A 24,674-nucleotide genomic window follows, 5' to 3' on the forward strand; every position below is an offset into this window, starting at 1 on the left:
TCTCTCCCTCCTTTTTGACGCATTCTATTATATAGACGTAAGAAATGATAAGTCACCCTACACATGTTATAAAAAAAGAATAATATATTTTTAGCAGGAGGGCTATATGAAAAAGGTGTGAAAAAATGGTAAAGAGAAGTATATAATGAGCAAAGAGGAACTGCTACATGGAGAAAGGATGTGAATGTTAGTAGGATAAGGTCCATACTAACAAACATGAAAATTAAAATATTAATAGCGGACGATAATTCTTTTATTAGAGAAGGTATGAAAATTATTTTAAATACATATGAAGAGTTTGAAGTATTAGATACTGTAAATGATGGAAAAGAAGCTGTAGCGTATTGTAAAAAGTATGAAGTTGATATTGCGCTTTTAGATGTTCGTATGCCAAACATGAACGGGGTAGAGGCGACGAAGTTAATTTGTGAAGAGACAAAAACGAAGCCTCTCATTTTAACGACATTTGATGATGATGAATATATTTTGGACGCAGTAAAAAACGGAGCGAAAGGTTATTTATTAAAAAATAATGATCCGGAGCGTATTCGTGATGCGATAAAAGGAGTTTATAACGGTCAAACTGTTATGCAAGATGTAGTGCTTGATAAAATTAAGTCTAATTTAATGGAAAGTAAAGAGGAAGAATCTAAAATTGATAAGAGCCTTTTCACAGAAAGAGAGCTTAGTATTATCGCATTAATTGCGAAAGGTTTCTCAAATAAAGAAATTTCGAAGCAACTTTTCATATCTGAAGGAACGATTGCAAATTATATTACATCAGTTTTAGGGAAAACCGGACTAGAACATCGCACGCAAATTGCGATTTATTACTTAACAGGGAAAGTAGATTAATGTTATGGAATTTTGGTTAACTGTAAGTAAACTTATTGTCTTTTTATATATAGTGTTTAGCTACATTCATTTAAATGTTACGAACTTACCGTGGATTATACTTACTTTGCTTTTATATCTTTCTGTCAATGTGTTGATCTCTATATTTAAAAAAGATACGTACAAAAACATATTAACTTGTGTGTCAATTGGCGTAGTTATGTTATTTACATGGAAGGTTCATCCGTTTTTTATTTTGTTTTTACCTTTGAACTTATATGAAATTGCAAATTATTACATAAAAAAGAAATGGTTAATCTTTTTCATTATGATTCTTCCTATTATTTTTATAGGTGAAGGTATTCAAATGACGTATGGACTTATTAGTGCATTTTGTTTTTTTTCCTTAACGATAGCTCACCGCTATATAGCACGATTATTAAAACTAGAAATGCAAAATGATAAAATGAGAAAAGACATACAAAGACTTACGAAAAGCTTAAATGAAAATAAAGATTACATAAGGCAATCTGAATACACATTTAAATTAGAGGAAAGAAATCGACTATCTCAAGAAATTCATGATAAAATCGGTCACTCAATGACAGGTGCACTAATTCAAATGGAAGCAGCAAAGAGATTAATGGAAATAGATAAAGAAAAATCTGCGGAATTATTACAAAATGCCATTCATATTTCAAAAGATGGAATTGAAAGCATTCGGATTACATTAAAAAATATGAAGCCACCAACAGAGCAAATTGGTATTCATCGTATGAAATTATTCATAGAGGAATTTGCTGGTAAGCATGATATAAATATTCCATTCGTATATAAAGGGAACTTAGATATGATTTCACCAATTCAGTGGAAGATTATTGGTGAAAATGTTATGGAGGCACTAACAAACGCGATGAAATATGCTGATGCGACAGTCATTTCAATAGATATTCATGTACTGAACAAGATGGTGAAAGTACAAGTGAAGGATAATGGTAAAGGTGCAGCTCTTGTTAAGAAGGGCCTCGGTATTATGGGGATGGAGGAGCGAACAGCATCAGTAAACGGAAAAATTATTGTAGATGGAACAAGTGGTTTTTCAGTAACAATGTTATTGCCGATATAAGAGGATGAGACGAGGATGAATCATCTCATATGAAAAAAGTGAATAATCTCATGTGAAAAGAGTGAACTTCTGCACTGAGCAGGTTCATTCTTTTTGTTTATAATAAAGTGAAACTTCAATCAGTGGGGGGTGTTTTTCCCCGCTGATTGTTAGTTGAACCAATCGGGCATTTTTACGGGCAGTTGATCTCCCACCTAACTTCATTGCACCAGCTGAATTTTGAGGTGGGAGTCTTACTGACCGTTGATGCGGGATAAAAGCAGAGAAACCGAAATAGGGGTGAAATGATGAACACATTGGAAATTAAAAATTTAACGAAAAAATTTGGTGATTTCATCGCGGTAGATAATATGTCTTTATCTATTAAAGAAGGAGAAATATTTGGCTTTTTAGGTTCGAATGGTGCTGGTAAGAGTACAACGATTAATATGATTGCTGGTTTGTTAAGAAGTAATGAAGGTGAAATTAGCATACTAGGAAAAAATATAAAGAAACATAATCGATTTGCGAAAATGAATATTGGTATCGTTCCGCAAGATATTGCGATTTATGAAGAGTTAACTGCCTATGAAAATGTGAAATTCTTTGCTGGATTGTATGGATTACGAGGAGCCGAGCTAAAAGCGAGAGTAGAGGAAGCACTTCAATTTGTAGGCCTTAGTGATAAACATAAAAGTTATCCGAAAAACTTTTCTGGCGGGATGAAACGAAGACTGAATATCGCTTGTGCAATCGCTCATAGACCGAAGTTAATTATTATGGATGAACCGACAGTTGGAATTGATCCGCAGTCAAGAAACTACATTCTCCAGTCTGTCCGAAAATTAAATGAAATGGGAAGTACGATTATTTATACGAGTCACTACATGGAAGAAGTAGAAGAGATTTGTACGAAAATAGCAATTGTCGATCACGGTAAAGTAATTGCAGAAGGAACGAAAGAACAGTTAAAAGCGATTATTACCGATACGAAAGACATTTGGATTGAAGTGAAGTCAGTAGAAAATCTAGACGTTGAAAAATTAAAAGAGATAAACGGTGTGAAAGCTGTTCAAATTGAAGAGAACGTAATCAAAGTAAATTCTGATGCAGGATTAAATAATTTAAATAAAATTATTCAACACTTTATTAATCATGACATTGAAATTCGTTCGTTAGAGGAGCAGGCTCCGAACTTAGAAACTGTATTCCTTACGTTGACCGGAAGAAACTTACGAGATAAATAAAAGGTAAATGAAGAAAAAGTAAAGGGAGGTTCATCGATTGAACATCTTCAATATTGCAGTTATGCACATTAAAAGAGATTTCAGGGACGTAAGAACCTTAGTTTTTATGTTGGCATTTCCGATTGTGCTTATGCTTGTATTAGGAACAGCGTTAAGTAACGCATTTAATAGCGATAGTCAATCGTTTAAGGATATACAAGTGCTATATAAAGATGAAGCGAGTAGCACGTTTTCTCAATCATTTGAAGCATTTACAAAAGAAGTCGATAAATCAGGTATTCATTTTAAAAAGGCTTCCGAAGGTATAGATGGGAAAGAAGAAGTGAAGCAAAATAAATATGCTGCTTATGTAGAGTTAAATAAAGATGGTGCAAAATTTTACGGAAGTGACAAAAGTAGTATTGAGGGAAGTATTGTGGAAGGCATGCTTACAACGTTTGTTGATAAGTACAACGTAGTGGCCGAAGTTGCAAAAGTAGATCCGAGTAAGGTTAGCGCAGTTATTTCAAACGGAAATCATAATGATTATATTAAAGAAACATCTTTACAAGCTGCTAAAAAACCAGGTTCTATGGATTACTATGCGGTTGTAATGACGACGATGATTGCACTGTACGCTGCAATGGGGGCGAGTTTTTTAATTCGAGGAGAACGAATACGTAAAACAGGAGATCGTTTAATTGCAGCACCTATAAGTAAGGCTGAAATTTTCATTGGGAAAGTGCTCGGTAGTCTTGTAGCGAATGCACTTTGTCTATTACTCGTCGTTTTATTTAGTAAATTTGTTTTTCAAGCGAATTGGGGCGACCATCTTGGAATCATATTTATTATTTTACTAACAGAAGTCTTTCTAGCAATTAGCTTCGGTTTAGGAATCGGATTTATTACAAAAACAGGTGAGGCATCTAGAGCAATTATTATGGTTGTTGTGCAATTAGCGTCTATTTTTGGTGGTGCGTATTTCGTAGTGGAAGAAAATTCCGTTACGAATTTATCACCATTAACGTGGGCAAACACAGCTATTATGAAAATTATTTATGCAAATGATGTAGGAGCGGCACTGCCGGTAATATCTTTAAATCTTGGGATTTCAGCAATCTTCTTATTAATTGCGATTATTGCATTACGTAGACGGGAGGGGCTATAGTATGAAAGATATTTTATGGCTCATACAAAAAACGTTATCTGTGCTTCTGAAAAATAAAAAGGGGTTACTCATTATTATTAGCTTGCCGATAATAGGAACGCTCATTTCCTTTTCGATATATGGGAATGTAGGGCAAGGAACGTTAAATATTGGGGTTATAAATAAAGAAAATCAACCTATCGCAAATGATACAGTGAAATTTTTAGAAGGACTCAATCATGTAAATGTTAGTAAAATTAAGGAATCTGAAGTGGAGGATAAACTCACTTCAAAAAAACTTGATGGTGTTATTACATTACAGTCTGGTTTTTCTGAAAGTGTTCGAGAAGGGAAACCGAGTCATATTGAGATTTCATCGATTAAAGGCGATCAAGTAACAGGATTTATAAAATCGTATTTATATAACTATGTTGATAACATCGCTGCGATTAGTAAAGTGGCAGGGGCGGATCAAAGTACGTTTAATAGTATGTACGCTGGTTATCAAAAAAGTTCATTTAAAGTAAAAGCAGAGACACTTGAAGATACTTCGAAAAATAAGGATATGACAAATCAAACGATTGGTTATCTTATTATGTTTATGCTATTTTCAGCGATGAACTTATCAGGATTTATATTAAAAGAAAAAGAGAACAGAACGTATTTTAGGTTATTATCGACACCGATAGATGGAAAGAAATTTATATTATCTAATGTCGCGGTGAATATGATTATATTAACATTACAAATTGTAATTGCAGTATTATTTATGACGAATGTTTTTCATACGAATATAAATATGCCTTTCACAGTTATGATTGGTGTACTCATGATATTTGCTTTAATCGCAATTGGTTTATCATTAGTCATTGTGTCTTTTTCAAAAAGTTCAACTGCTTCAAATGCGATGCAAAATGTTGTTATTGTACCGACATGTTTATTAGCGGGATGTTATTTTCCATATGATATTATGCCGAAAACAGTACAAAAAATAGCTGATTTTTTACCGCAACGCTGGCTAATGGACACGATTTCGAAGTTGCAGCAAGGAATTCCGTTTTCAGAGTTGTATTTAAATATTCTAATCTTATTCGCCTTTGCGATAGCGTTCTTCTTAATTGCGATTTATAAGTTTGGAAGAAATAATGATGCAAGGAACTTCATTTAATGAAAAGGTGTGGCGCAATGCCACACCTTTTTTGTATTCGTAATTTAAAGTATCTTTTGTAATATAGGAATGCTTTTGTAGAGCACTTCGTTATGTGAAGCATGCACAACATATTTATTTCCCTCTAGAAGAAAAACGCTATGTAGAACAGCGTTACCATCACCATGTTTTGTAAGTATATCACCGACGACTTTTCCGTCTGTCCATTCTAATTTTGAATGTGAAGGGACGACTTGTAAATATTGAATCGTTTCTACTCCATCTCCTGCAATGAGTGTAGTTTCAATATTTCTTTTCTCTATAATAAATCTATTTGCATTTAATGTATCGAGGAAAGGATTTTTCGTTTTCATCTTGTTATAAGGAAGAAATGTAATAGAAGAGCCGGATCTTATAAATAAATAATTTCCGTAATCTTTACAAGGAATAACATCTTGTAATCCTGGAAAGTAACGGTGTATCGCTTCAACTTTATTCATTTTGTGTAAGGTGCTTACGTAGTGAATGTATTGTTCCATATAAAAATGAACGATATTTATTTTAGAAGATGTATGTACTGGGAGAGTACCTCCAGTCCAATAACTATAATTGGGGGGAGATCCAGCGTTTGGTGTACAGAGTATAATAAGTTGCTCCACATCATTTTCATATTCTTCACTTTGAACGTAAGAACGTGCAAGAAGTCCACCCATACTATGACAAACTAAATTTAGTTTGTCGCACCCTGTAAATTTTTTAACATAGGCAATTGTTTTTAATAAATATTTTTGAGTGGAAAAAGCAATACGCTGACGCCAGTCATAAAAACAGATAAACAAGTTTTTATTTCGTTCATAGCCGATACTTTCTAACATTATAATGAATGGTTCATAAATAAACGAAGAAAGCCCAAAGTTCCAATTACCGGTACCAGGAATAATAATATTACTCATTGAACCGAAAAGACCTGGGATAAAAATAATAGGAGTTTTTCTTATTTTCATATTCTGCTCTCCTTTAACTTTGTAACATCCAAAAAGTAGGAAATGCATTTTGAATGAAAATTTATTTTAATGAAACACTACGAAATAGTAAGTAATATGAGTGGAAGGAAATCAAAATGATTAAAAAAATATTGCGAGTCACTTCTATTATTATTGCTATTTTCGTTGTTATTTTAATTTGGATGCATATTGACGTTACGCTCGGAAGGAAAATGGAAGCCGGGAAAAATATGCCGACAGAGTATGCACCTCATTATAGTGACTTTCAATTATATGTAGAAGGGAAGTCGTTTTATAAACAGTTATTTACTGATATAAGTGAAGCAAAGCAATCTATTTACACTTATTTTTATATTTTATCGGATGATAAAAGTAGCCATACTTTTTTAAACTTATTAAAGGAGAAGGCGAAAGAAGGAGTAAACGTCTATTTATCAGTTGATCGCATTAATGATTTATCATTTGAAAGAAAGATGAAAAATGAATTGCGGGAAAGTGGTGTACATTTTACATATAGTAGAAAACCTGAATTGCCATTCGGATTTTATTCACTTCACCATCGTAATCATCGTCGTATTACGACGATTGATGGGGAGATTGGCTATACGGGTGGCTTTAATATGGGGGATGAGTACTTAGGGAAAGATAAGCGATTTGGATATTGGCGTGACTATCATGTGCGGCTTAGAGGAGAAGGAGCAAAAGATTTGGAAGAGCAATTCGCTTTAGATTGGAAACGAGATACGAAAGAACATATAAAAAGAAGTACGAATAAAGCGAGTAAAGGGAATACATTACATACGATGGTTAGCTACAATGGACATCATGTCGCTGAAAAATATATAAGGTTAATAAAACAAGCGAAACATTCAATTGTAATTACAACACCTTATTTTATAGCGAAAAATAAAGAATTAATGAATGCTTTAATTGGAGCGCAAAAACGTGGTGTTACAGTAAAAATACTATGGTCATATAAACCAGATATTCCTCTTATTAAAGAGGCAGCGTATCCTTATATTCGTCAAGCTGTTAATAACGGGATTACGGTATATGGTTATAAAAAAGGGATGTTTCATGGAAAGTTAATGCTGATTGATAATGAACTAACTGTTATCGGTACAACGAACATAACTGCACGTAGCTTCTATATTAATGATGAAATGAATTTGTATATTCATGGTGGATCTATCGTATCAGAAGTGAATGAAGCGTTAACACAAGATTTTCATGACTCGAAAGAAATGACGAAAGAGTTTTTTGAGAAGTTATCTTTTTGGGAGCGTTGTAAGGAGAGATTTGCGGGATTGGTTGATTTTTATTTGTGAGGGTTCTATGCGCAAGGATATGTTTATAAAAGGAAGTCCTCTTATACACTTGTACAGCTGTGAAAAGAATGAGTATAGCACAGGTTCGAGAAGCTTCGTAGTAAGTTCAAAAAGAAGGCTTGTTGCTGGATGATTTAATAAATATGTAGGTATTGTATGGAGGTCTTTTATATGTAGATTAGAGGGATTAACTCAATGTGACAGAGTAATGTAGCTGCAGTTGGAAAGAGTACGTCATAATCATTGTGTGATGAAAAGCCAGTTTATATTGAATACAATGGCTAGGGTGCTATAGCCAGATATTTATTTTATTGATAAGAGGTGATGGATCTGAGAAGATAAAGTACATTTAGGAATCTTACTTCTAGTTTACTCGGTTATTATATAGTTTACTGTAGCTTTTTTGAAAAAATATTTAATGGAAAATTAAAAAAATATGATATAGCGATAAAATTAATATTTGGCAGTACTAAAAGAATCAGTTGAGCATCAAACTATAAGAATCATTAGTGACATTACCATATAGTTTGATGTTCGACTTTTTGTATTAACAAAATAGACAAGGAACAATTATTATGAAGTTAACTTGCTAGGTATACAATGTTAATATGGTGTAACGAAGCTCTAAAAGCCTATACTTACTTGTAGCTAAAGAATCCGAAGGCACAGAAATAAGACTAAACGTAGGGTTCTATATATATGAAATTTGATTTTATATATATAGAATTTAAATGTTATGATATCAGAATTTTATTAAAGGGATTTTTGGATTTAAAGTAAAGGATTATTTTAGAATTTATTATTATCGCTTCTATTTTTTCGTGTTTCAGTCACTGTAGCTATAGTATAAATTACAGCTAGGATAAAAGCTGCAATTGTTATAACTGGGCCAATTATTTCACCTGCACTTATAGAAAATAACGGTGAGTTTTCTGTTTTAAATAAGTAGATAAACATAGAGAAAGCTGTAGTTATTAAACCAATAAGAATTGAAGTGATAGAAATTAGGTTGTGTCTATGTTGTAATTTATCAATATCTTTAATTTCTTTAGGTGTGTTGCTTTCTATTTTGGGTTTAAGGATGTTTTCTTTTAATTGAATTAGTCTTTCACTGCTTTCAATCTTTTGAATGTAAGATAAAAAATTGGATTCCATTATTTTTCTAATTAAATCATCAATCACTTTGTCTAATGAGTAGATATCCTTAAGTAATACTTTATATTTTCTAGCTGTTGAAGTATGAAAAGAGATAAGTATTTGAGTATTAGGCAAATCTTTTTCTGAAGTAAAAGACTCTATGGTATTCAAAATATCTTTATTAGCTAGGTCAACTTTTTGCCAATAGCTTTTCTTGGAAGTCCCTCGTTTCCATAGCTCAGTAATAGCGGTAACGAGGGCACCTGCAAAGATGCTAATAACCCAATTGTTCTCTAAAAAAGAAGAAATGGCTTCCCACATTTGTATTAAATTCCTCCTAAATTGGAAATAAAAAATTATTTTTTATATAAATAAAGTTAGCATTATTCACGATGTAATTCAATAAACGTTTACCGATTTATGGGGAGCGTTTTAGAAAGTTATCATATCTTAAGATATATATTCTATAAAAGATAGGTTGAATTTAATGGTAAAATAGAAAGTGTGTGCTACATAATGAGTGAATCAATGTTAGAATATTAATCATAATGGTATAAAAATAAGATTTATAAAAATTAAGTAAACGAGGTTCCCTATGTCGAAAGCAGTAATAAAAAAAGGCTACTGGGATCATTTTGTTATGTTTGAAGCATTTAAACATAATGATTCCAAAAAAGCACTTTGTAAATATGAAAAAATAATTGATAAATTAATACAATCTGAACTGATTATTTCTGCAGAAACACAGGATAAGAAAGTATCTTTTAACAAAAAATTTGAAGATGAACTAGCGAATAGACGCAAAGCATACCTTCAAGCTATTCAAAATAATAAAATAGTACCTGCCCATATACGAGGAGATGTAAAAAAGGTTGCTGAAACATCAAAAGTTTTTATTCAATCAGATGATAAATCTATTACAGTTGATGTTGAAGAGAACATCGAGGATGAATTAAGAATTTCTCAATCAAATGCTTTGCAACAATTAATTTCTTTGTACAACTTAGAACAAAAGCACACTGGTTTTTTTCATACATCTTTTAAAAATAGATTTTTAATAATGCCAGTGAAAGTAGAGATTAGTGAGGCGACTTTCTACATAAACGTTATTGTTACGATATTTAAGCATGGATATTGCATGATTCATTTCTCGATTAATGTAGCAAATATTGATATAAATATTTTAAATTTAAGTATATGGAATATGCATTTTGATAAAGTAATGTTCCCTGAAAGAATGATAAATGATTGTACATCTATGGAATATAAAAAGAAAGCTAGATGTAACACTTTGTTTGATATTACTTCAGTATACTTAGAATACTTATCAAAGTATTTAGGTATAGAAGAACAGATCAATACAACACGATATAACCATTTGAATTTAATTGACTATACATATAGACCTAAAAACTTTGAAGATAAAGATATTTCAAATCCGTTGAAGGCTAACATTTTTGAACTATTATTTGCACCAGTATCAGAGTTTACCATGAACAGTGATAAGAATATAGATACTCTGTTGAACCAAAAGAAATACGAATTAAATATGTATTTTCGTTCTTATGCAAACCACAACCGGTTAATTAATATTTATGGCAGTCGAATTGATCAAGCTTTTAAATCTATGGATGAAAATCCATTCTCTGAAATGACATTGTATAATACTGCAATTGGTGGTTCGATAAATTCGATAGAATTACTTATGCAAAAAAAACTTCAAAATGATAAAATAACATTCGTTAATCTTAATTCTGCGATGACGTTAAACGATTTGATTAAAATTAAAACTCAAAGTAATCTGGAATATTTCCATGAATTTTCACAATACTATTATTCATACGCCTCGGTAAATACTTTTACAAATTTTCTTAATAATGCTTGCGATGATTATTTGAAGAGTGAGATGGTCATTGAAAGAAATAAAAGAATGGAAGAACTAATTACTTTAAGGAAAGAAAAATATGTGTCAAAATTTACTGCTTTAAGTCCAATATTAACAATTACTATTACATTGTTATTTTCTTTACCAACTTTAAAGCAATTATTAGAATTATTGAAACTTGAAGAATACCTACTACCTATTTACACCATAAGTAATTTTATTTTTATAATTTTTATTTGTATTTTATATCGTGAACTAATTAAAGAGAAATCAATTAATCTATTTAACTATTTTGTAAGAAATGTATTTCTAATATATAAATATTCGAAAAGTGAATTTTTAGAAGTTGAAAAATATATTATTACAAGATCTAAAACGCTGAATAAACTTTTGAAATTTAAGATACTTAAACTTCAAAAGAAAGTGTCAGGAATATTTGATTATTTTAAGCGTCGGAAAAAATAAGACAGTTGAAGAAGTATTAGATAAAGAATTTGATGTTATCTCTTTTGAACTAGATGAACCTGGATTAAAAAGAGTATTGTATAAAAATGACGTTATAAATATCCAAGAAATAATAATAGATGATATAGAGAGACTATTACAACAAAACGACTATAAAAAAATCCATTTATTCTATGCAGGTCCAGCTGGTCTTGCTATAGAAATAGGGAGAGGGATTAATCTTAATATTTGGAGTAAAGTATGTATATATCAGTGCAATAATAGAATGAGTCTCAAATACCAATATCCTTTTTTTATCTAAACAACTTTACGTATTGCCCAACAAAATAAACTCCATTTTCAAATCCTGTCCCAGCCAAAATTTGAAAATGGAGTTTAGACTTGCGTATCTTTTTGTATAACAAGAGGAAGGGGAAAGGAAATAAAATAATAAAAAAGAACTTTACATCCAATTTATATTCATTCGACAATACGTGTTATTAGTAATACGGTATGATCGTTTAAATGAAAAACATTGCCCCGTGACATAAATCATATACTCTTATGGTACAAAAATATCAGCTCTCAAGTTACAATATAGTAGTGACAAATAGTATCACTATTTACATAATTTGTTGATTGTGTTGTCAACTTTTTGTTGTGTGCTCATTAAACAGTGACTTTTGTATCATAGATTTATGACGGGAAATCAACCGATAAGTGGTTCCCTGGCTTTGCAATATCTGAAAATTTTTAATTCTGAAAAACAAACTACTCTAAGGTGGGGGTTAATATGAATTTATCTTCTCAAACTGACGGTCTATTTGCATATACAGATGAATCTGGTAATTCTGGATTAAATTTATTTGATAAAGGACAGCCGTACTTTTGGACTGGAACTGTAATATCCTTTAATGATTTACAAGTTGAAGCGGAAGGGCTAATTAAGCACTGTGCCGAAAAGCTTCAGGTTAAAGAACTTCATGCGAATGAGCTGGGGCTAAGTAAAATTGAATTAATCGCAGACGATTTCATTTCATTTATTAAAACGCATAATTTAAAATTCATTTTCACCCGTACTAGTAAACAGCATTTTGCAAGTGTAAAGTTTACAGACATCATACTTGATAGTGAGTATAACAAAGCTGTATTACCCTTACACTATTCTAATAAAAATTTCCGTTTAATGTTTACTTATCACCTTACATTGGCGCTTAGTCTAGCAGAGGCGAAAAAGTTTTGGAAAGTATATAAAACTGGAAATAAAACACAATTAATTGAGATTTTAACGATTGTACAACAAAGACTAGAAAGAACATGTCCGGATGTTAGATTGAAAGCATTACTATCTGACGCAATACAATTTGCCAAACAGTACCCTGAAAGGTTTGTAAATGTTAAAAGATCGGATATGGATTCTCCGAATATAACGGCATTTTTTTCTATATTAAACGTGATTAATGGAATTTATCATCAAACTGGTTTGCAAATTAAAAATTTCGTTCATGACGATCAAAATCAGTTCGCTAAATATTTCCAAAAATATTATAAAAATATGAAAGATTTAATAATTAATAATAGTACATACCCTTGGAATACTTCATTCGAAATGGTGAATGTACTTGCTACTGAGGAAGTTCAAATTAGAAATTCAGAGACCTCGTATGGATTACAAATAGTAGATATCGCATTATGGCTGATGAAAAAATATTTAGATCATCCCGAGAGACAGATTAGAGGTAAATGTAACAACTTGATAAATGCCATAATATTAAATGGGCAATTAACACAGTTCACTGAACAACAACTAGAAGAAAATTTAATGGATATGACCAAAGAAATTAGGAATATTCCCTTTACACAAATAGAATTGGACAATGGGAAAAGTATTGTTAGTAAGAGTGAAGAAATCAGATTGGAGCGGAAAAATATCTTTTCAATAGAATAGTGAATACATATCATATTAAATTGATATTGTATCTAACGAAAAGATATTTATAAACAGTTCTGGTAAATTACTTATTGTTGTAAAATCGATTAATAATAACTTTAGTCCCCTTGTGAAACAAATTAGGGGACTTTTTATTTAGTATGGTTTCATCAATATGTCTAATTTAGATGACTAACTGGTAATTAAAGTTTAGTAATAGAATTAAAATTATTTTTCATGCACAAGCAATGAAGCACCATCATTAATCAACGTCCCAACATGTTCACCTAAACAAATTCTTTTCATAACGCCAGGCTCATCAAAGTTAAAGACGTGTGCCGGTAAATTATAATCTCGAGCAAGTAATAAAGCGGCTTGATCCATTACTTGTATGTTTTGCCTAACAATATCGTTATAGTTCAGTTTACTGTACATTTTCGCTGATTTGTTATGTTTCGGATCACTTGTAAAGACACCGTCTACTCCTTGTTTTGCGACTAAAATGGCGTCGCTATTCATTTCAATGGCTCTTTGTACACTTGGGTAATCTGTTGTAACGAATGGTTGCCCGTTACCACCACCGAATATGACAACATAACCATTATCTAAATGATGTACTGCACGTAGGCGAATATATGGTTCAGCTACTGCATTAAAAGGGATGGAAGTCATAACGCGTACTTCTCTATCTGTTTTACTTGTTAAAACGCCGCGAAGCATTAAGCTGTTAATAATCGTACCTAGCGTACCGATATTATCAGCTTCTACACGATCAATTCCCCATTCTTCAGCTAGATGACCTCTGAAAATGTTACCGCCGCCGATGACAATGGATACTTCGATATCTAGGTCAATAATGGATATTATTTCGTTCGCGATATGTTCTAATCGTTTGGAGTTAAAGCTATTTCCAGATTGATCAGCAAGTGCGCCGCCACTTAGTTTAATTAAGACGCGTTTATATGGTTTCATAACAATTCCCCCTATATAGATTGCAATAAAAAAGGAACAAAGGCGAATGCCTTTGTTCCTTCGTAAGAAAATGAAATAGAAAAGAAATAGATATGATGAACTTCTTCACGTGATTTTTCATAACATCCACTCCTTTTCATCCCCATTTATTTAGAATACGTATATCTTTTAGATTATACGAAATAATCTGATGTTTTATCAAGGTTATTTTATTTCTTTTTTATAAAAAAGTGTCAATGAGTATTATAAGAAATAAATTTGAATTTTTTGTGACGAACTTGTAGGTTTTTGTATGATTTTGTAGGTTCGCTTATATGATGTGTGAGTAGCTTTTATAAATTCAAATTGAAAGCGTTCGCATGAAGGGGATGAACATAAATGAAAAAATTCGGATTGGCAACACAAATTTTTGTCGCGCTTGTTTTAGGGATTGTAGTAGGGGCAGTCTTTTATGGCAATAAAACGGCGATTTCTTATATCACACCAATTGGGGATATATTTATTCACTTAATTAAGATGATTGTAGTACCAATTGTTATTTCAGCATTAATTGTTGCGGTAGCTGGTGTAGGCGATATGAAAAAGCTTGGGAAACTGGGCGGTAAGACAATTCTTTATTTCGAAATTATTACGACGATTGCTATTTTAATGGGATTACTTGCAGCAAATATATTCCAACCAGGTACTGGCGTTGATATGAGTAATTTACAGCAAAGTGATATTTCTTCTTATAAACAAACAGCAGATGCAACAGAGAAGAAAGGCTTTGCAGAAACGATTGTTCATATTGTACCGAAAAATATATTTGAGTCTATTACACAAGGTGACTTATTACCGATTATATTCTTCTCAGTACTATTCGGTTTAGGAGTTGCAGCAATCGGAGAAAAAGGAAAGCCTGTTTTTAACTTTTTTGAAGGTGTGCTCGAAGCGATGTTCTGGGTTACAAATCAAGTGATGAAATTCGCACCATTTGGTGTATTCGCATTAATTGCTGTTACGGTTGCAAAATTTGGTGTAGCAACACTACTTCCTTTAGGAAAACTAGTGCTAGCTGTATATGTAACTGTTATACTATTCGTTGTGATTGTATTAGGTATTAATGCGCGAATGGTTGGAGTAAATATTTTTACATTAATGAAAATTTTAAAAGAAGAACTTATTCTTTCATTTACGACAGCAAGTTCAGAAGCTGTTTTACCTAATATAATGAGAAAAATGGAAGAGTTCGGTTGTCCAAAGGCAGTTGCCTCTTTCGTAATTCCGACAGGTTATACATTTAACTTGACTGGATCAGCTATTTATCAAGCGTTAGCGGCATTGTTTGTTGCACAAATGTACGGTGTACACATGTCACTGACGGAGCAAATAACGCTATTATTCGTTCTCATGTTAACATCCAAAGGTATGGCGGGAGTTCCGGGTGCATCATTCGTTGTTGTATTAGCGACGTTAGGATCAATGGGCTTACCGCTAGAAGGTATCGCATTAATTGCGGGAATTGACCGCATTTTAGATATGATTCGCTCAGCTGTCAATGTATTAGGAAATGCATTAGCTGCCATTGTTATGTCGAAGTGGGAAGGCGAATTCGATGATGAGAAAGCAAAACAATATGTAGAAACGGTCAAACAAACAAAAGCAGCGTAAGAGATTGTTAAGGAGTGAGTAATCATGGCAACATTAACTGAAGTTAAAAATGGAGTACGAATTGAAAAAGATTTTTTAGGTGAAAAAGAAGTACCAAATTATGCGTACTACGGTGTACAAACAATGCGTGCAGTAGAGAATTTCCCGATTACAGGATACAAAGTCCATGAAGGTTTAATTAAAGCGTTAGCAATTGTTAAAAAAGCGGCAGCACTTGCTAATGCAGATGTAGGAAGATTGGAATTGAAAAAGGGTGGTGCTATCGCAGAAGCATCACAAGAAATCCTTGAGGGGAAATGGCATGATCATTTCATCGTTGATCCAATTCAAGGTGGTGCAGGAACTTCAATGAATATGAACGCAAATGAAGTCATTGCCAATCGTGCCCTTGAATTATTAGGAATGGAAAAGGGAGACTATGATTATATTAGTCCAAACAGTCATGTAAATATGGCACAATCAACAAACGATGCATTCCCAACAGCGATTCATATTGCAACATTAAATGCATTAGAAGGCTTATTACAAACAATGGGTTATATGCATGATGTATTTGAATTAAAAGCAGAACAGTTCGATCATGTTATTAAAATGGGTCGTACACATTTACAAGATGCTGTGCCAATTCGTCTTGGACAAGAATTTAAAGCATACTCCCGCGTACTTGAACGTGACATGAAACGTATCAAGCAATCACGTCAACATTTATATGAAGTAAATATGGGAGCAACTGCAGTTGGTACAGGCTTAAATGCAGATCCAGAATATATTGAAGCAGTTGTAAAACATTTAGCTACAATTAGTGAACTACCACTTGTTGGTGCAGAAGATTTAGTAGATGCAACTCAAAATACGGATGCGTACACTGAAGTATCTGCAGCACTTAAAGTATGTATGATGAACATGTCTAAAATTGCGAACGACCTTCGTCTAATGGCATCAGGTCCACGCGTTGGATTAGCGGAAATTATGCTACCAGCTCGTCAACCAGGTTCATCTATTATGCCAGGGAAAGTAAACCCTGTTATGCCAGAAGTAATTAATCAAATTGCGTTCCAAGTAATTGGTAACGACCATACAATTTGCCTTGCTTCAGAAGCAGGACAATTAGAATTAAATGTTATGGAACCAGTACTTGTTTTCAACTTACTTCAATCTATTAGCATTATGAATAACGGTTTCCGTGCCTTTACAGATAATTGCTTAAAAGGAATTGAAGCGAATGAAGATCGCTTAAAAGAGTACGTTGAGAAGAGTGTAGGAATTATTACAGCCGTGAATCCTCATATCGGCTATGAAGCAGCAGCTCGTGTTGCGAAAGAAGCAATTGCGACAGGGCAATCCGTTCGAGAACTATGTGTGAAAAATGGTGTATTGTCACAAGCAGAATTAGAGTTAATTCTAGATCCATTCGAAATGACACACCCAGGGATTGCAGGAGCAACTCTTTTAAAGAAAAATTAAAAGAAGAGGGGGACAATCCCCTCTTTTTTGTTTACAATATAGAAATGCTATATATGAATAGAGGTAGGGATGTTATGAGTAAGTTTACAGTGGCTTCTAATGGTGCATTAGAAACAACATTAAGAGGAGCAGAAGTATTATCAACACCACTTTTAAATAAAGGGGTAGCTTTCACACAAGAGGAAAGAGAAGAGTTAGGTTTAAAAGGGTTATTACCGCCAGCGGTTTTAACGTTAGAAGAACAAGCACGCCGAGCATATGAACAATTTAGTTCTCAGCCGGATGATTTATTAAAGAATGTATACTTAACAGCGTTACATGATCGAAATGAAGTGTTATTTTATCGTATTTTAACAGAGCATTTACGTGAAATGTTACCGATTGTATATACACCAACTGTAGGTGTAGCAATTCAAAGATATAGTCATGAATACCGTAAACCACGTGGCATTTATTTATCAATTAACGATCCATCAGGTATTGAAGATGCATTTGCAAATATCGGTGCAACAGCTGAAAACATTGATTTAGTCGTTGTAACGGATGGAGAAGGTATATTAGGAATTGGTGATTGGGGTGTTGGTGGAATTAACATCGCAATCGGGAAATTGGCTGTATATACGGCCGCAGTTGGAATCGATCCTAGCCGTGTATTACCGGTAATTTTAGATGTAGGTACAAATCGTGAGGAATTATTAAACAATCCATTTTATATTGGAAATCGTCACCCTCGTATAACAGGTGAAGCTTACGATAAATTTATTGATACGTTTGTTCAAGCGGTAAATAAACAATTCCCGAAAGCACTTCTACATTGGGAAGACTTCAGTTCTCGTAATGCACGAAAAATTTTAGATAAATATCGTCATGACGTTTGTACGTTTAATGATGATATTCAAGGTACAGGGGCAGTTTCACTTGCTGCTGTATTATCGGCAGTAAAAGCTTCTGGTGTACCGTTAAGTGAACACCGTGTAGTTGTGTTTGGTGCTGGTACGGCTGGAATCGGTATCGCAGATCAAGTAAGAGATGCAATGGTTCGTGTCGGCTTATCAGACGAAGAATCACATAATCGTTTCTGGTGTATTGACCGTAATGGGTTGGTTACAGATAATATGGAAGATCTTCTTGATTTCCAAATTCCATATGCAAGAAAAGAAGATGAAGTAAGTGATTGGAAACAAAATGATGCTATCGGACTTGCTGAAGTTGTGAAACATGTAAAACCGACAATTTTAATTGGTACATCTACTGTTGCGGGCGCATTTAAAGAGGAAATTATTAAAGAAATGGCTTCTCATGTAGAAAGACCAATCATTTTACCAATGTCGAATCCAACGCCACTTGCTGAAGCGAAACCAGCAGATTTAATCGAGTGGACAGAAGGAAAAGCATTAGTTGCAACAGGAAGTCCGTTTGAACCGGTTACATATAACGGTGTAACGTATGTGATTGGACAGTCAAATAACGCACTTATTTTCCCAGGACTAGGTCTTGGTACAATTGTTGTTCGTGCAAGCGTCATGACGGATGGAATGTTCGCAGCAGCAGCAGAAGCAGTTGCAAGTATGGTAGATACAAGTCAGCCAGGAGCGCCTATTTTGCCAGAAGTTGAAGAGTTACGTAATATCTCTGAACTGGTTGCGATTGAAGTAGCAAAAGTTGCAGTTGCAGAAGGTGTTGCTAGAGAGAACTTAAGTGATGACGATATTAAGATTGCAGTAAAAGAAGCAATATGGGAACCGGAGTATCGCCAAATAAAAGCGGTAGAAAAGGTTAGAATATAGAAATAAAGCCCGTTTATAATTATAAGCGGGCTTTCACTTTTACAATTGAAAAAAAGCATAGGAAGTGGCACCTTTGAATTGGAATCAATTATGGAAGAAAGATATGTATCTTTTAATTATATTAATGGTTGTTGTTCCGATTGCTGGAGAGTTGAATTTTCATCCTTTTAATGATATGTTTCGTGTTAGTTTCGGGACACCACTTTTCTTCTTTTTATTACTATTTTTAAGAAGAGTGCCAGCAGCAGCTGCAGGTATTCTTGTAGGTATATCTGTAGTCTTATTTCGTGTATGTCTTGACTGGGTATTGCAAGGTTCATTCCATATGACAGAATCATTTTATTTGCGTTATCCTGTGTTCTTTTATTATTTTATTTATGGAAGTCTTTTTTCGCTTTGTAGGGTGAATAAGTTTCATCAGAAGCCAATTGTGATAGGATGTCTTGGAATTACAATTGAAATTATCGCAAGTATGTCTGAACTTGCGTTTTATCATATGTTAGTGCTGGGGACAACGATAACAGTTTCTGAAGTGAATAAACTAATTATTATTGCTATTTTTCGTAGTTTCTTTGCGCTTGGTTTTTTAAATATGATGAACTTGTATGAAACAAAATTAAAAGAATCACAAGTGCGAAAAGAAAATGAAAAAATGTTGCTGCATCTTTCTAACTTATATGTGGAATCTGTTCATTTGAAAAAAACGTTACAAAATGCGGAGTTAATTACACAAACAGCGTATCAATTATATCGGAATTTACAAGCGAACGATGATTCGAGTAGTAAAACAGCATTGAAAATAGCGGGAGAAGTACATGAAATAAAAAAGGATAATCAAAGAATTTTTGCAGGGTTATCTAAACTGTTATTAGATAAAAGTGTGGCTGAGTATGTAGAAGGACATGAGCTTGCGGAAATGATTGTGAGAATAAATGAGAAGTACGCTGAAATGTTGGGAAAAGATATACGTTTTTCTAAACATATAGAAGGTGAGCATGCAGAATATCATGTGTACACGGTCTTATCAATTTTTAATAATTTAGTTGCAAATGCAGTTGAAGCAATTGAGGGTAGAGGTCTCATTATTATTAAGCTATATAAACGAGATAAACATATATTCTTTGAAGTAATTGACGATGGTCCTGGTATTGCACAGAAGTATAAGAAATTAGTATTTAAGCCAGGATTTACTTCAAAGTATGATCAAGCGGGAACACCTTCAACAGGTATTGGACTTTCTTACATAAACGAAATGGTAACAGAGCTAGGTGGAGAAGTGAGATTAGAAGACCGAGAAACTGGCGGAGGGTGTAAGTTTATCGTTTGTTTACCGGAGTGCAGTTTAAAGCGGGAAGGAGAATGAAGTTGTTTTATTATATCGTAGATGATGATGAAGTTTTCCGCTCCATGCTTTCACAAATTATTGAAGATGGCGATCTTGGGGAAGTAATTGGAGAGTCGGAAGATGGAGCTTTTATTGAAGCAGATCAACTAAATTTTAAAAAAGTAGATATTTTATTTATTGATTTATTAATGCCAATGCGAGATGGGATTGAAACAGTTCGCCATATTGCGTCCTCCTTTACAGGGAAAATCATTATGATTTCTCAAGTTGAATCGAAACAGCTTATTGGTGAGGCGTATACACTTGGTGTTGAATATTATATTACAAAACCATTAAATAAAATTGAGGTTGTATCTGTTGTACGTAAAGTAATGGAACGTATTCGTTTAGAGCGCTCTATACATGATATTCAAAAATCATTGAATAACGTTTTTAAGTGGGAACAGCCGCAAGTTCGAAATGAGCCAATGCAGGAAGGAAAAAGAATAGCAGATTCAGGGCGCTATTTATTATCAGAACTCGGTATTGCGGGAGAGAATGGAAGTAAAGATTTACTTAGTATGTTGGAATATTTATATGGACAAGAAAAAGAGCAAACGTTTGAATTTGGATTTCCTGCGCTAAAAGATATCTTTCACCATATAACTATAAGAAAATTAGAGAATATAGCTTCAGATGCAGATATAGATAAGGAGAGAAAAGCATCTGAACAAAGGGTACGTAGAGCGATTTATCAATCGTTAAATCACTTAGCTTCCCTTGGATTAACAGACTTTTCAAATCCGAAATTTGAAAGCTATGCTCCAAAATTTTTTGATTTCACTGTAGTTAGAAAACGAATGACAGAAATGACAAAGGATGAAGTAGCAACTTCTGGCCATATACGAATTAATACGAAGAAATTTATTCAAGTGTTGTATTTTGAGGCGAAACGGTTGATGGAGATAGAGTGAAAAAAGGTGCTTATATACAAGCATCTTTTTTTATTAAATCTACATTTTATATTTTCTCTTGGAGCATGTAAAATGTTAGTTAAGAGAAACTGGTTTTAAAGTAAGGAAGTGTCAAAACAATGGGTTTTACATTAAATAAATCGATTATTAAAGAAGTATGCGGAGAAACCTCATATAAAAGAGGCGAAGCTTATTATAAATCAAATAAAGTAATAATAAATCATTATGATGAAAATAAAGAAATTTGCGAAGCGACGGTAAAAGGGAACGAAGATTTTCATGTTACAGTAGAAAAAGCTAAAAAAGGTGATGTTGTTGCGAAATGTAGTTGTCCTTCGTTAGCGTCTTTTCAAACATACTGTCAACATGTTGCGGCAGTATTGATACAAATAAATTATAATCAGCAAACCGGTGGAATGGTGACTATTAGTAGCGGAAATGAACAATTAACAAGCGGGATGTTTCATTTATTTGCAGAAAAACCATTAAGACCAAAAAGTAAACAACACCGTTTTGATACACGTGAAATACTTCATGTTGAATTTATATGTACGCCAGTAGTTACGAAAAATGGTGGGGCACTGCTAGGTATTCAGTTTAAACTCGCCAAGATGTATTTTGTAAATCATATTAGAGAATTTCTTTCCAATGTGGAGAAAAGAGAGTCCTATAATTGTTCGAATGAATTTACATATACACCGGATGTACATAGCTTTAAGCAAGAAACGGATGCGATTATTCAGCAGCTCATTAAAATTTATCATAATGAAAAAATGTATGAGGATACACTGGAAGTACATGCAAAACAAGATGATAGTATGATTTTAATACCGCCAGCTTCATGGAAGGATATGCTTTCTTTACTTTCTAAAGTTGAGTTTGTGGGACTTAATCAAGATGGAAAATCTTTTCACGGTTTACAAATTTCAAAAGGGCTACTTCCTTTACATTTTGAGTTTAATAAAGGGAGTAACGGTGGGTTTACACTTTATATTGACGGCTTACAACAAGTAGAAGTAATGGATACGTATAGTTATGCTCTATTTGGAGGGAAACTGTATCAGTTGAACGCTGAGGATTGTAAGCGGCTTATCGAATTACAAAAAATGATGAATCGTTCTAGTAGTAACCAATTGTATATTCCAGCAGATAAGATGGAACACTTTGTAGCAAAAGTTGTACCAGGGTTAATGAAGCTTGGTACTGTGCGAATTGATGAAGTAATATCAGATCGTGTTGAAACGCCTTCGCTAAAAGCAAAATTGTATTTAGATCGAGTGAAAAATCGCTTGTTAGCAGGTCTCGAATTTCATTATGGAAACGTCGTGATTAATCCGTTAGAAGAGGATGGGCAGCCATCTGTTTTTAATCGTGATGAGAAAAAGGAAAAAGAGATTTTAGACATTATGAGTGAAAGTGCCTTCGCGAAAACGGAAGGCGGTTATTTTATGCATAATGAAGAAGCTGAGTATAACTTTTTATATCATGCTGTTCCAACGTTAAAAGGTTTAGTTGATATTTATGCGACGTCAGCCATCAAATTACGAATTCATAAGGGAGACACAGCTCCTCTTATAAGAGTTAGAAGGAAAGAGAGAATTGATTGGTTATCATTCCGCTTTGATATAAAAGGTATTCCAGAGGCAGAAATTAAAGGGGTATTAGTCGCTCTTGAGGAGAAACGGAAATATTATCGTTTAGCAAGTGGTGCTCTACTATCACTTGAGAGTAAAGAGTTTAATGATATTAATCAGTTTATAAAAGAATCTAGTATTCGAAAAGAATTTTTAAAGGGCGAAGAAATAGATGTCCCTCTTATTCGTAGTGTGAAATGGATGAATTCACTGCAAGAAGGAAACGTATTAAGTTTAGATGAGTCTGTTCAAGAATTGGTAGAGAACATTCAAAACCCTAAAAAGCTGAAGTTTGCGGTGCCAAGTGGCTTAGATGCGATAATGAGAGAGTATCAAACATACGGATTCCAGTGGATGAAAACACTTGCCTATTATCGTTTTGGCGGCATTTTAGCTGATGATATGGGACTGGGGAAAACGTTGCAAAGTATTGCTTTTATAGACTCTGTTTTGCCGGAAATTCGAGAGAAGAAACTGCCTATATTAGTTGTTTCTCCGTCGTCCCTCGTTTACAACTGGCTTAGCGAGTTAAAAAAATTCGCTCCACATATTAGAGCAGTTATTGCCGATGGAAATCAAGCAGAGCGCCGAAAAATTTTAAAAGATATAACGAAATTTGATGTAGTAATTACGTCATATCCTTTACTGAGAAGAGATATAAGGTTATATGCGCAGCCATTTCATACGTTATTTCTTGATGAAGCACAAGCGTTTAAAAATCATACGACGCAAACTGCGAAGGCAGTAAAAACGATTCAAGCAGAGTACCGTTTTGGATTAACGGGAACACCTGTAGAGAATTCATTAGAAGAGCTATGGTCTATCTTCCACGTCGTCTTCCCAGAATTATTACCGGGAAGAAAAGAGTTCGGTGATTTAAGACGTGAAGATATTGCGAAGCGGGTAAAACCTTTCGTGTTAAGAAGGTTAAAGGGCGATGTATTACATGAACTCCCAGAAAAAATTGAGCACTTACAATCATCAGAACTTTTACCAGATCAAAAGAGGCTTTACGCAGCTTATTTAGCAAAGTTAAGAGAAGAAACGTTAAAACATTTGGATAAAGATACGTTACGTAAAAATAAAATTCGGGTTTTAGCTGGTTTAACGAGACTACGGCAAATTTGTTGTCATCCTGCTTTGTTTGTTGATGACTATAAAGGTAGTTCAGCTAAATTTGATCAGTTGCTAGAAATTTTGGAGGAATGCAGAAGTACAGGGAAGAGAATTCTTATCTTTTCCCAATTTACGAGGATGCTTTCGATAATCGGACGTGAATTAAATCGTCAAGCAGTTCCATACTTTTATTTAGATGGGAGTACACCAGCGCAAGAACGTGTAGAGCTATGCAATAGGTTTAACGAAGGAGAAGGGGATCTATTTCTTATTTCGTTAAAAGCTGGTGGAACAGGACTAAATTTAACAGGTGCAGATACAGTTATATTGTACGACTTGTGGTGGAATCCAGCTGTTGAACAACAAGCTGCGGATAGAGCGTATCGAATGGGACAAAAAAATACAGTGCAAGTGATTAAGTTAGTAGCACATGGAACAATTGAAGAAAAAATGCACGAGTTACAAGAGAGTAAGAAAAATTTAATCGCTGAAATTATCGAGCCAGGAGAAGAGAAGTTATCTTCTATTACGGAGGAAGAAATCCGCGATATTCTTATGATTTAATA

Annotated in this window: 18 protein-coding genes; 15 read left to right on the forward strand and 3 right to left on the reverse strand. The window is 33.5% G+C overall.

Annotated elements, in window-relative coordinates; all coding sequences use genetic code 11:
• The first annotated feature begins 216 nt into the window (after window positions 1–216).
• From DET63_RS24055 to DET63_RS24075, 5 genes are all read left to right on the forward strand, one after another.
• Window positions 217–855 carry a response regulator transcription factor gene (locus DET63_RS24055; protein WP_002012250.1) on the forward strand — a complete coding sequence of 213 codons (639 nt, stop codon included), beginning with the start codon at window positions 217–219 and terminating at the stop codon, window positions 853–855.
• A gap of 4 nt (window positions 856–859) precedes the next feature.
• A complete protein-coding gene (locus tag DET63_RS24060; protein WP_078203058.1) occupies window positions 860–1,960 on the forward strand; it encodes a sensor histidine kinase in 1,101 nt (366 codons plus the stop codon).
• 287 nt (window positions 1,961–2,247) lie between these two features.
• A complete protein-coding gene (locus DET63_RS24065; RefSeq protein WP_002148977.1) occupies window positions 2,248–3,186 on the forward strand; it encodes an ABC transporter ATP-binding protein in 939 nt (312 codons plus the stop codon).
• A 37-nt stretch (window positions 3,187–3,223) separates the two neighbouring features.
• Entirely contained in the window at window positions 3,224–4,333 is a 1,110-nt protein-coding gene (locus tag DET63_RS24070) for an ABC transporter permease (RefSeq protein WP_113938074.1), read from the forward strand.
• A 1-nt stretch (window position 4,334) separates the two neighbouring features.
• Window positions 4,335–5,480, forward strand: a complete 1,146-nt coding sequence (locus DET63_RS24075; RefSeq protein WP_113938075.1) for an ABC transporter permease — start codon at window positions 4,335–4,337, stop codon at window positions 5,478–5,480.
• A gap of 44 nt (window positions 5,481–5,524) precedes the next feature.
• Here the strand turns inward: DET63_RS24075 and DET63_RS24080 are convergent, their stop codons facing one another.
• Window positions 5,525–6,463 (reverse strand): esterase/lipase family protein, encoded by a 939-nt coding sequence (locus DET63_RS24080; protein ID WP_113938076.1) that lies wholly within the window; start codon window positions 6,461–6,463, stop codon window positions 5,525–5,527.
• 116 nt (window positions 6,464–6,579) lie between these two features.
• Here DET63_RS24080 and cls point away from each other — a divergent pair, with 116 nt between their 5' ends.
• The gene (gene cls / locus DET63_RS24085; RefSeq protein WP_113938077.1) at window positions 6,580–7,791 is read left to right on the forward strand and encodes a cardiolipin synthase; all 1,212 of its coding nucleotides are present in this window, start codon (window positions 6,580–6,582) and stop codon (window positions 7,789–7,791) included.
• A gap of 789 nt (window positions 7,792–8,580) precedes the next feature.
• On the opposite strand, the gene DET63_RS24090 is transcribed toward cls, so the two are convergent.
• A complete protein-coding gene (locus tag DET63_RS24090) occupies window positions 8,581–9,249 on the reverse strand; it encodes a hypothetical protein (RefSeq protein WP_113938078.1) in 669 nt (222 codons plus the stop codon).
• 274 nt (window positions 9,250–9,523) lie between these two features.
• Here DET63_RS24090 and DET63_RS24095 point away from each other — a divergent pair, with 274 nt between their 5' ends.
• From DET63_RS24095 to DET63_RS24105, 3 genes are all read left to right on the forward strand, one after another.
• Window positions 9,524–11,278: a hypothetical protein gene (locus DET63_RS24095; protein WP_113938079.1), complete on the forward strand. Its 1,755-nt coding sequence runs from the start codon at window positions 9,524–9,526 to the stop codon at window positions 11,276–11,278.
• Window positions 11,250–11,579, forward strand: a complete 330-nt coding sequence (locus DET63_RS24100) for an SAVED domain-containing protein (RefSeq protein ID WP_113938080.1) — start codon at window positions 11,250–11,252, stop codon at window positions 11,577–11,579. The genes DET63_RS24095 and DET63_RS24100 overlap by 29 nt, the downstream gene beginning before the upstream one ends.
• A gap of 471 nt (window positions 11,580–12,050) precedes the next feature.
• Window positions 12,051–13,205, forward strand: coding sequence for a DUF3800 domain-containing protein (locus tag DET63_RS24105; protein ID WP_113938081.1), 1,155 nt, complete (start codon window positions 12,051–12,053; stop codon window positions 13,203–13,205).
• Between the two features lie 210 nt (window positions 13,206–13,415).
• Here the strand turns inward: DET63_RS24105 and pyrH are convergent, their stop codons facing one another.
• A complete protein-coding gene (gene pyrH / locus DET63_RS24110) occupies window positions 13,416–14,159 on the reverse strand; it encodes a UMP kinase (protein ID WP_113938082.1) in 744 nt (247 codons plus the stop codon).
• Between the two features lie 378 nt (window positions 14,160–14,537).
• On the opposite strand from pyrH, the gene DET63_RS24115 reads away from it, so the two are divergent.
• The 6 genes from DET63_RS24115 to DET63_RS24140 all read left to right on the forward strand — a co-directional run bounded on the left by DET63_RS24115 (window position 14,538) and on the right by DET63_RS24140 (window position 24,672).
• Complete coding sequence (locus tag DET63_RS24115; protein ID WP_002086365.1) at window positions 14,538–15,809, forward strand: cation:dicarboxylate symporter family transporter; 1,272 nt, start codon at window positions 14,538–14,540, stop codon at window positions 15,807–15,809.
• Between the two features lie 24 nt (window positions 15,810–15,833).
• Window positions 15,834–17,273 (forward strand): aspartate ammonia-lyase, encoded by a 1,440-nt coding sequence (gene aspA, locus DET63_RS24120; protein ID WP_002200956.1) that lies wholly within the window; start codon window positions 15,834–15,836, stop codon window positions 17,271–17,273.
• Between the two features lie 74 nt (window positions 17,274–17,347).
• A complete protein-coding gene (malS, locus tag DET63_RS24125; RefSeq protein WP_113938146.1) occupies window positions 17,348–19,060 on the forward strand; it encodes an oxaloacetate-decarboxylating malate dehydrogenase in 1,713 nt (570 codons plus the stop codon).
• Between the two features lie 64 nt (window positions 19,061–19,124).
• Window positions 19,125–20,423, forward strand: coding sequence for an ATP-binding protein (locus DET63_RS24130; protein WP_181777955.1), 1,299 nt, complete (start codon window positions 19,125–19,127; stop codon window positions 20,421–20,423).
• 2 nt (window positions 20,424–20,425) lie between these two features.
• A complete protein-coding gene (locus DET63_RS24135) occupies window positions 20,426–21,358 on the forward strand; it encodes a response regulator (protein ID WP_002135525.1) in 933 nt (310 codons plus the stop codon).
• 119 nt (window positions 21,359–21,477) lie between these two features.
• Window positions 21,478–24,672: a DEAD/DEAH box helicase gene (locus tag DET63_RS24140; protein ID WP_113938084.1), complete on the forward strand. Its 3,195-nt coding sequence runs from the start codon at window positions 21,478–21,480 to the stop codon at window positions 24,670–24,672.
• Window positions 24,673–24,674 lie beyond the last annotated feature (2 nt).

Source organism: Bacillus sp. DB-2 (assembly GCF_003315125.1).
In the GTDB taxonomy this organism is placed as follows: domain Bacteria; phylum Bacillota; class Bacilli; order Bacillales; family Bacillaceae_G; genus Bacillus_A; species Bacillus_A mycoides.

Coding starts and splice junctions, on each gene's coding strand:
- pyrH (WP_113938082.1), bottom strand. CDS start 14,159: ATGAAACCATATAAACGCGTCTTAATTAAACTAAGTGGCGGCGCACTT.
- DET63_RS24060 (WP_078203058.1), top strand. CDS start 860: ATGGAATTTTGGTTAACTGTAAGTAAACTTATTGTCTTTTTATATATA.
- DET63_RS24065 (WP_002148977.1), top strand. CDS start 2,248: ATGAACACATTGGAAATTAAAAATTTAACGAAAAAATTTGGTGATTTC.
- DET63_RS24115 (WP_002086365.1), top strand. CDS start 14,538: ATGAAAAAATTCGGATTGGCAACACAAATTTTTGTCGCGCTTGTTTTA.
- DET63_RS24105 (WP_113938081.1), top strand. CDS start 12,051: ATGAATTTATCTTCTCAAACTGACGGTCTATTTGCATATACAGATGAA.
- DET63_RS24055 (WP_002012250.1), top strand. CDS start 217: ATGAAAATTAAAATATTAATAGCGGACGATAATTCTTTTATTAGAGAA.
- DET63_RS24095 (WP_113938079.1), top strand. CDS start 9,524: ATGTCGAAAGCAGTAATAAAAAAAGGCTACTGGGATCATTTTGTTATG.
- DET63_RS24080 (WP_113938076.1), bottom strand. CDS start 6,463: ATGAAAATAAGAAAAACTCCTATTATTTTTATCCCAGGTCTTTTCGGT.
- DET63_RS24140 (WP_113938084.1), top strand. CDS start 21,478: ATGGGTTTTACATTAAATAAATCGATTATTAAAGAAGTATGCGGAGAA.
- DET63_RS24090 (WP_113938078.1), bottom strand. CDS start 9,249: ATGTGGGAAGCCATTTCTTCTTTTTTAGAGAACAATTGGGTTATTAGC.
- malS (WP_113938146.1), top strand. CDS start 17,348: ATGAGTAAGTTTACAGTGGCTTCTAATGGTGCATTAGAAACAACATTA.
- DET63_RS24075 (WP_113938075.1), top strand. CDS start 4,335: ATGAAAGATATTTTATGGCTCATACAAAAAACGTTATCTGTGCTTCTG.
- cls (WP_113938077.1), top strand. CDS start 6,580: ATGATTAAAAAAATATTGCGAGTCACTTCTATTATTATTGCTATTTTC.
- aspA (WP_002200956.1), top strand. CDS start 15,834: ATGGCAACATTAACTGAAGTTAAAAATGGAGTACGAATTGAAAAAGAT.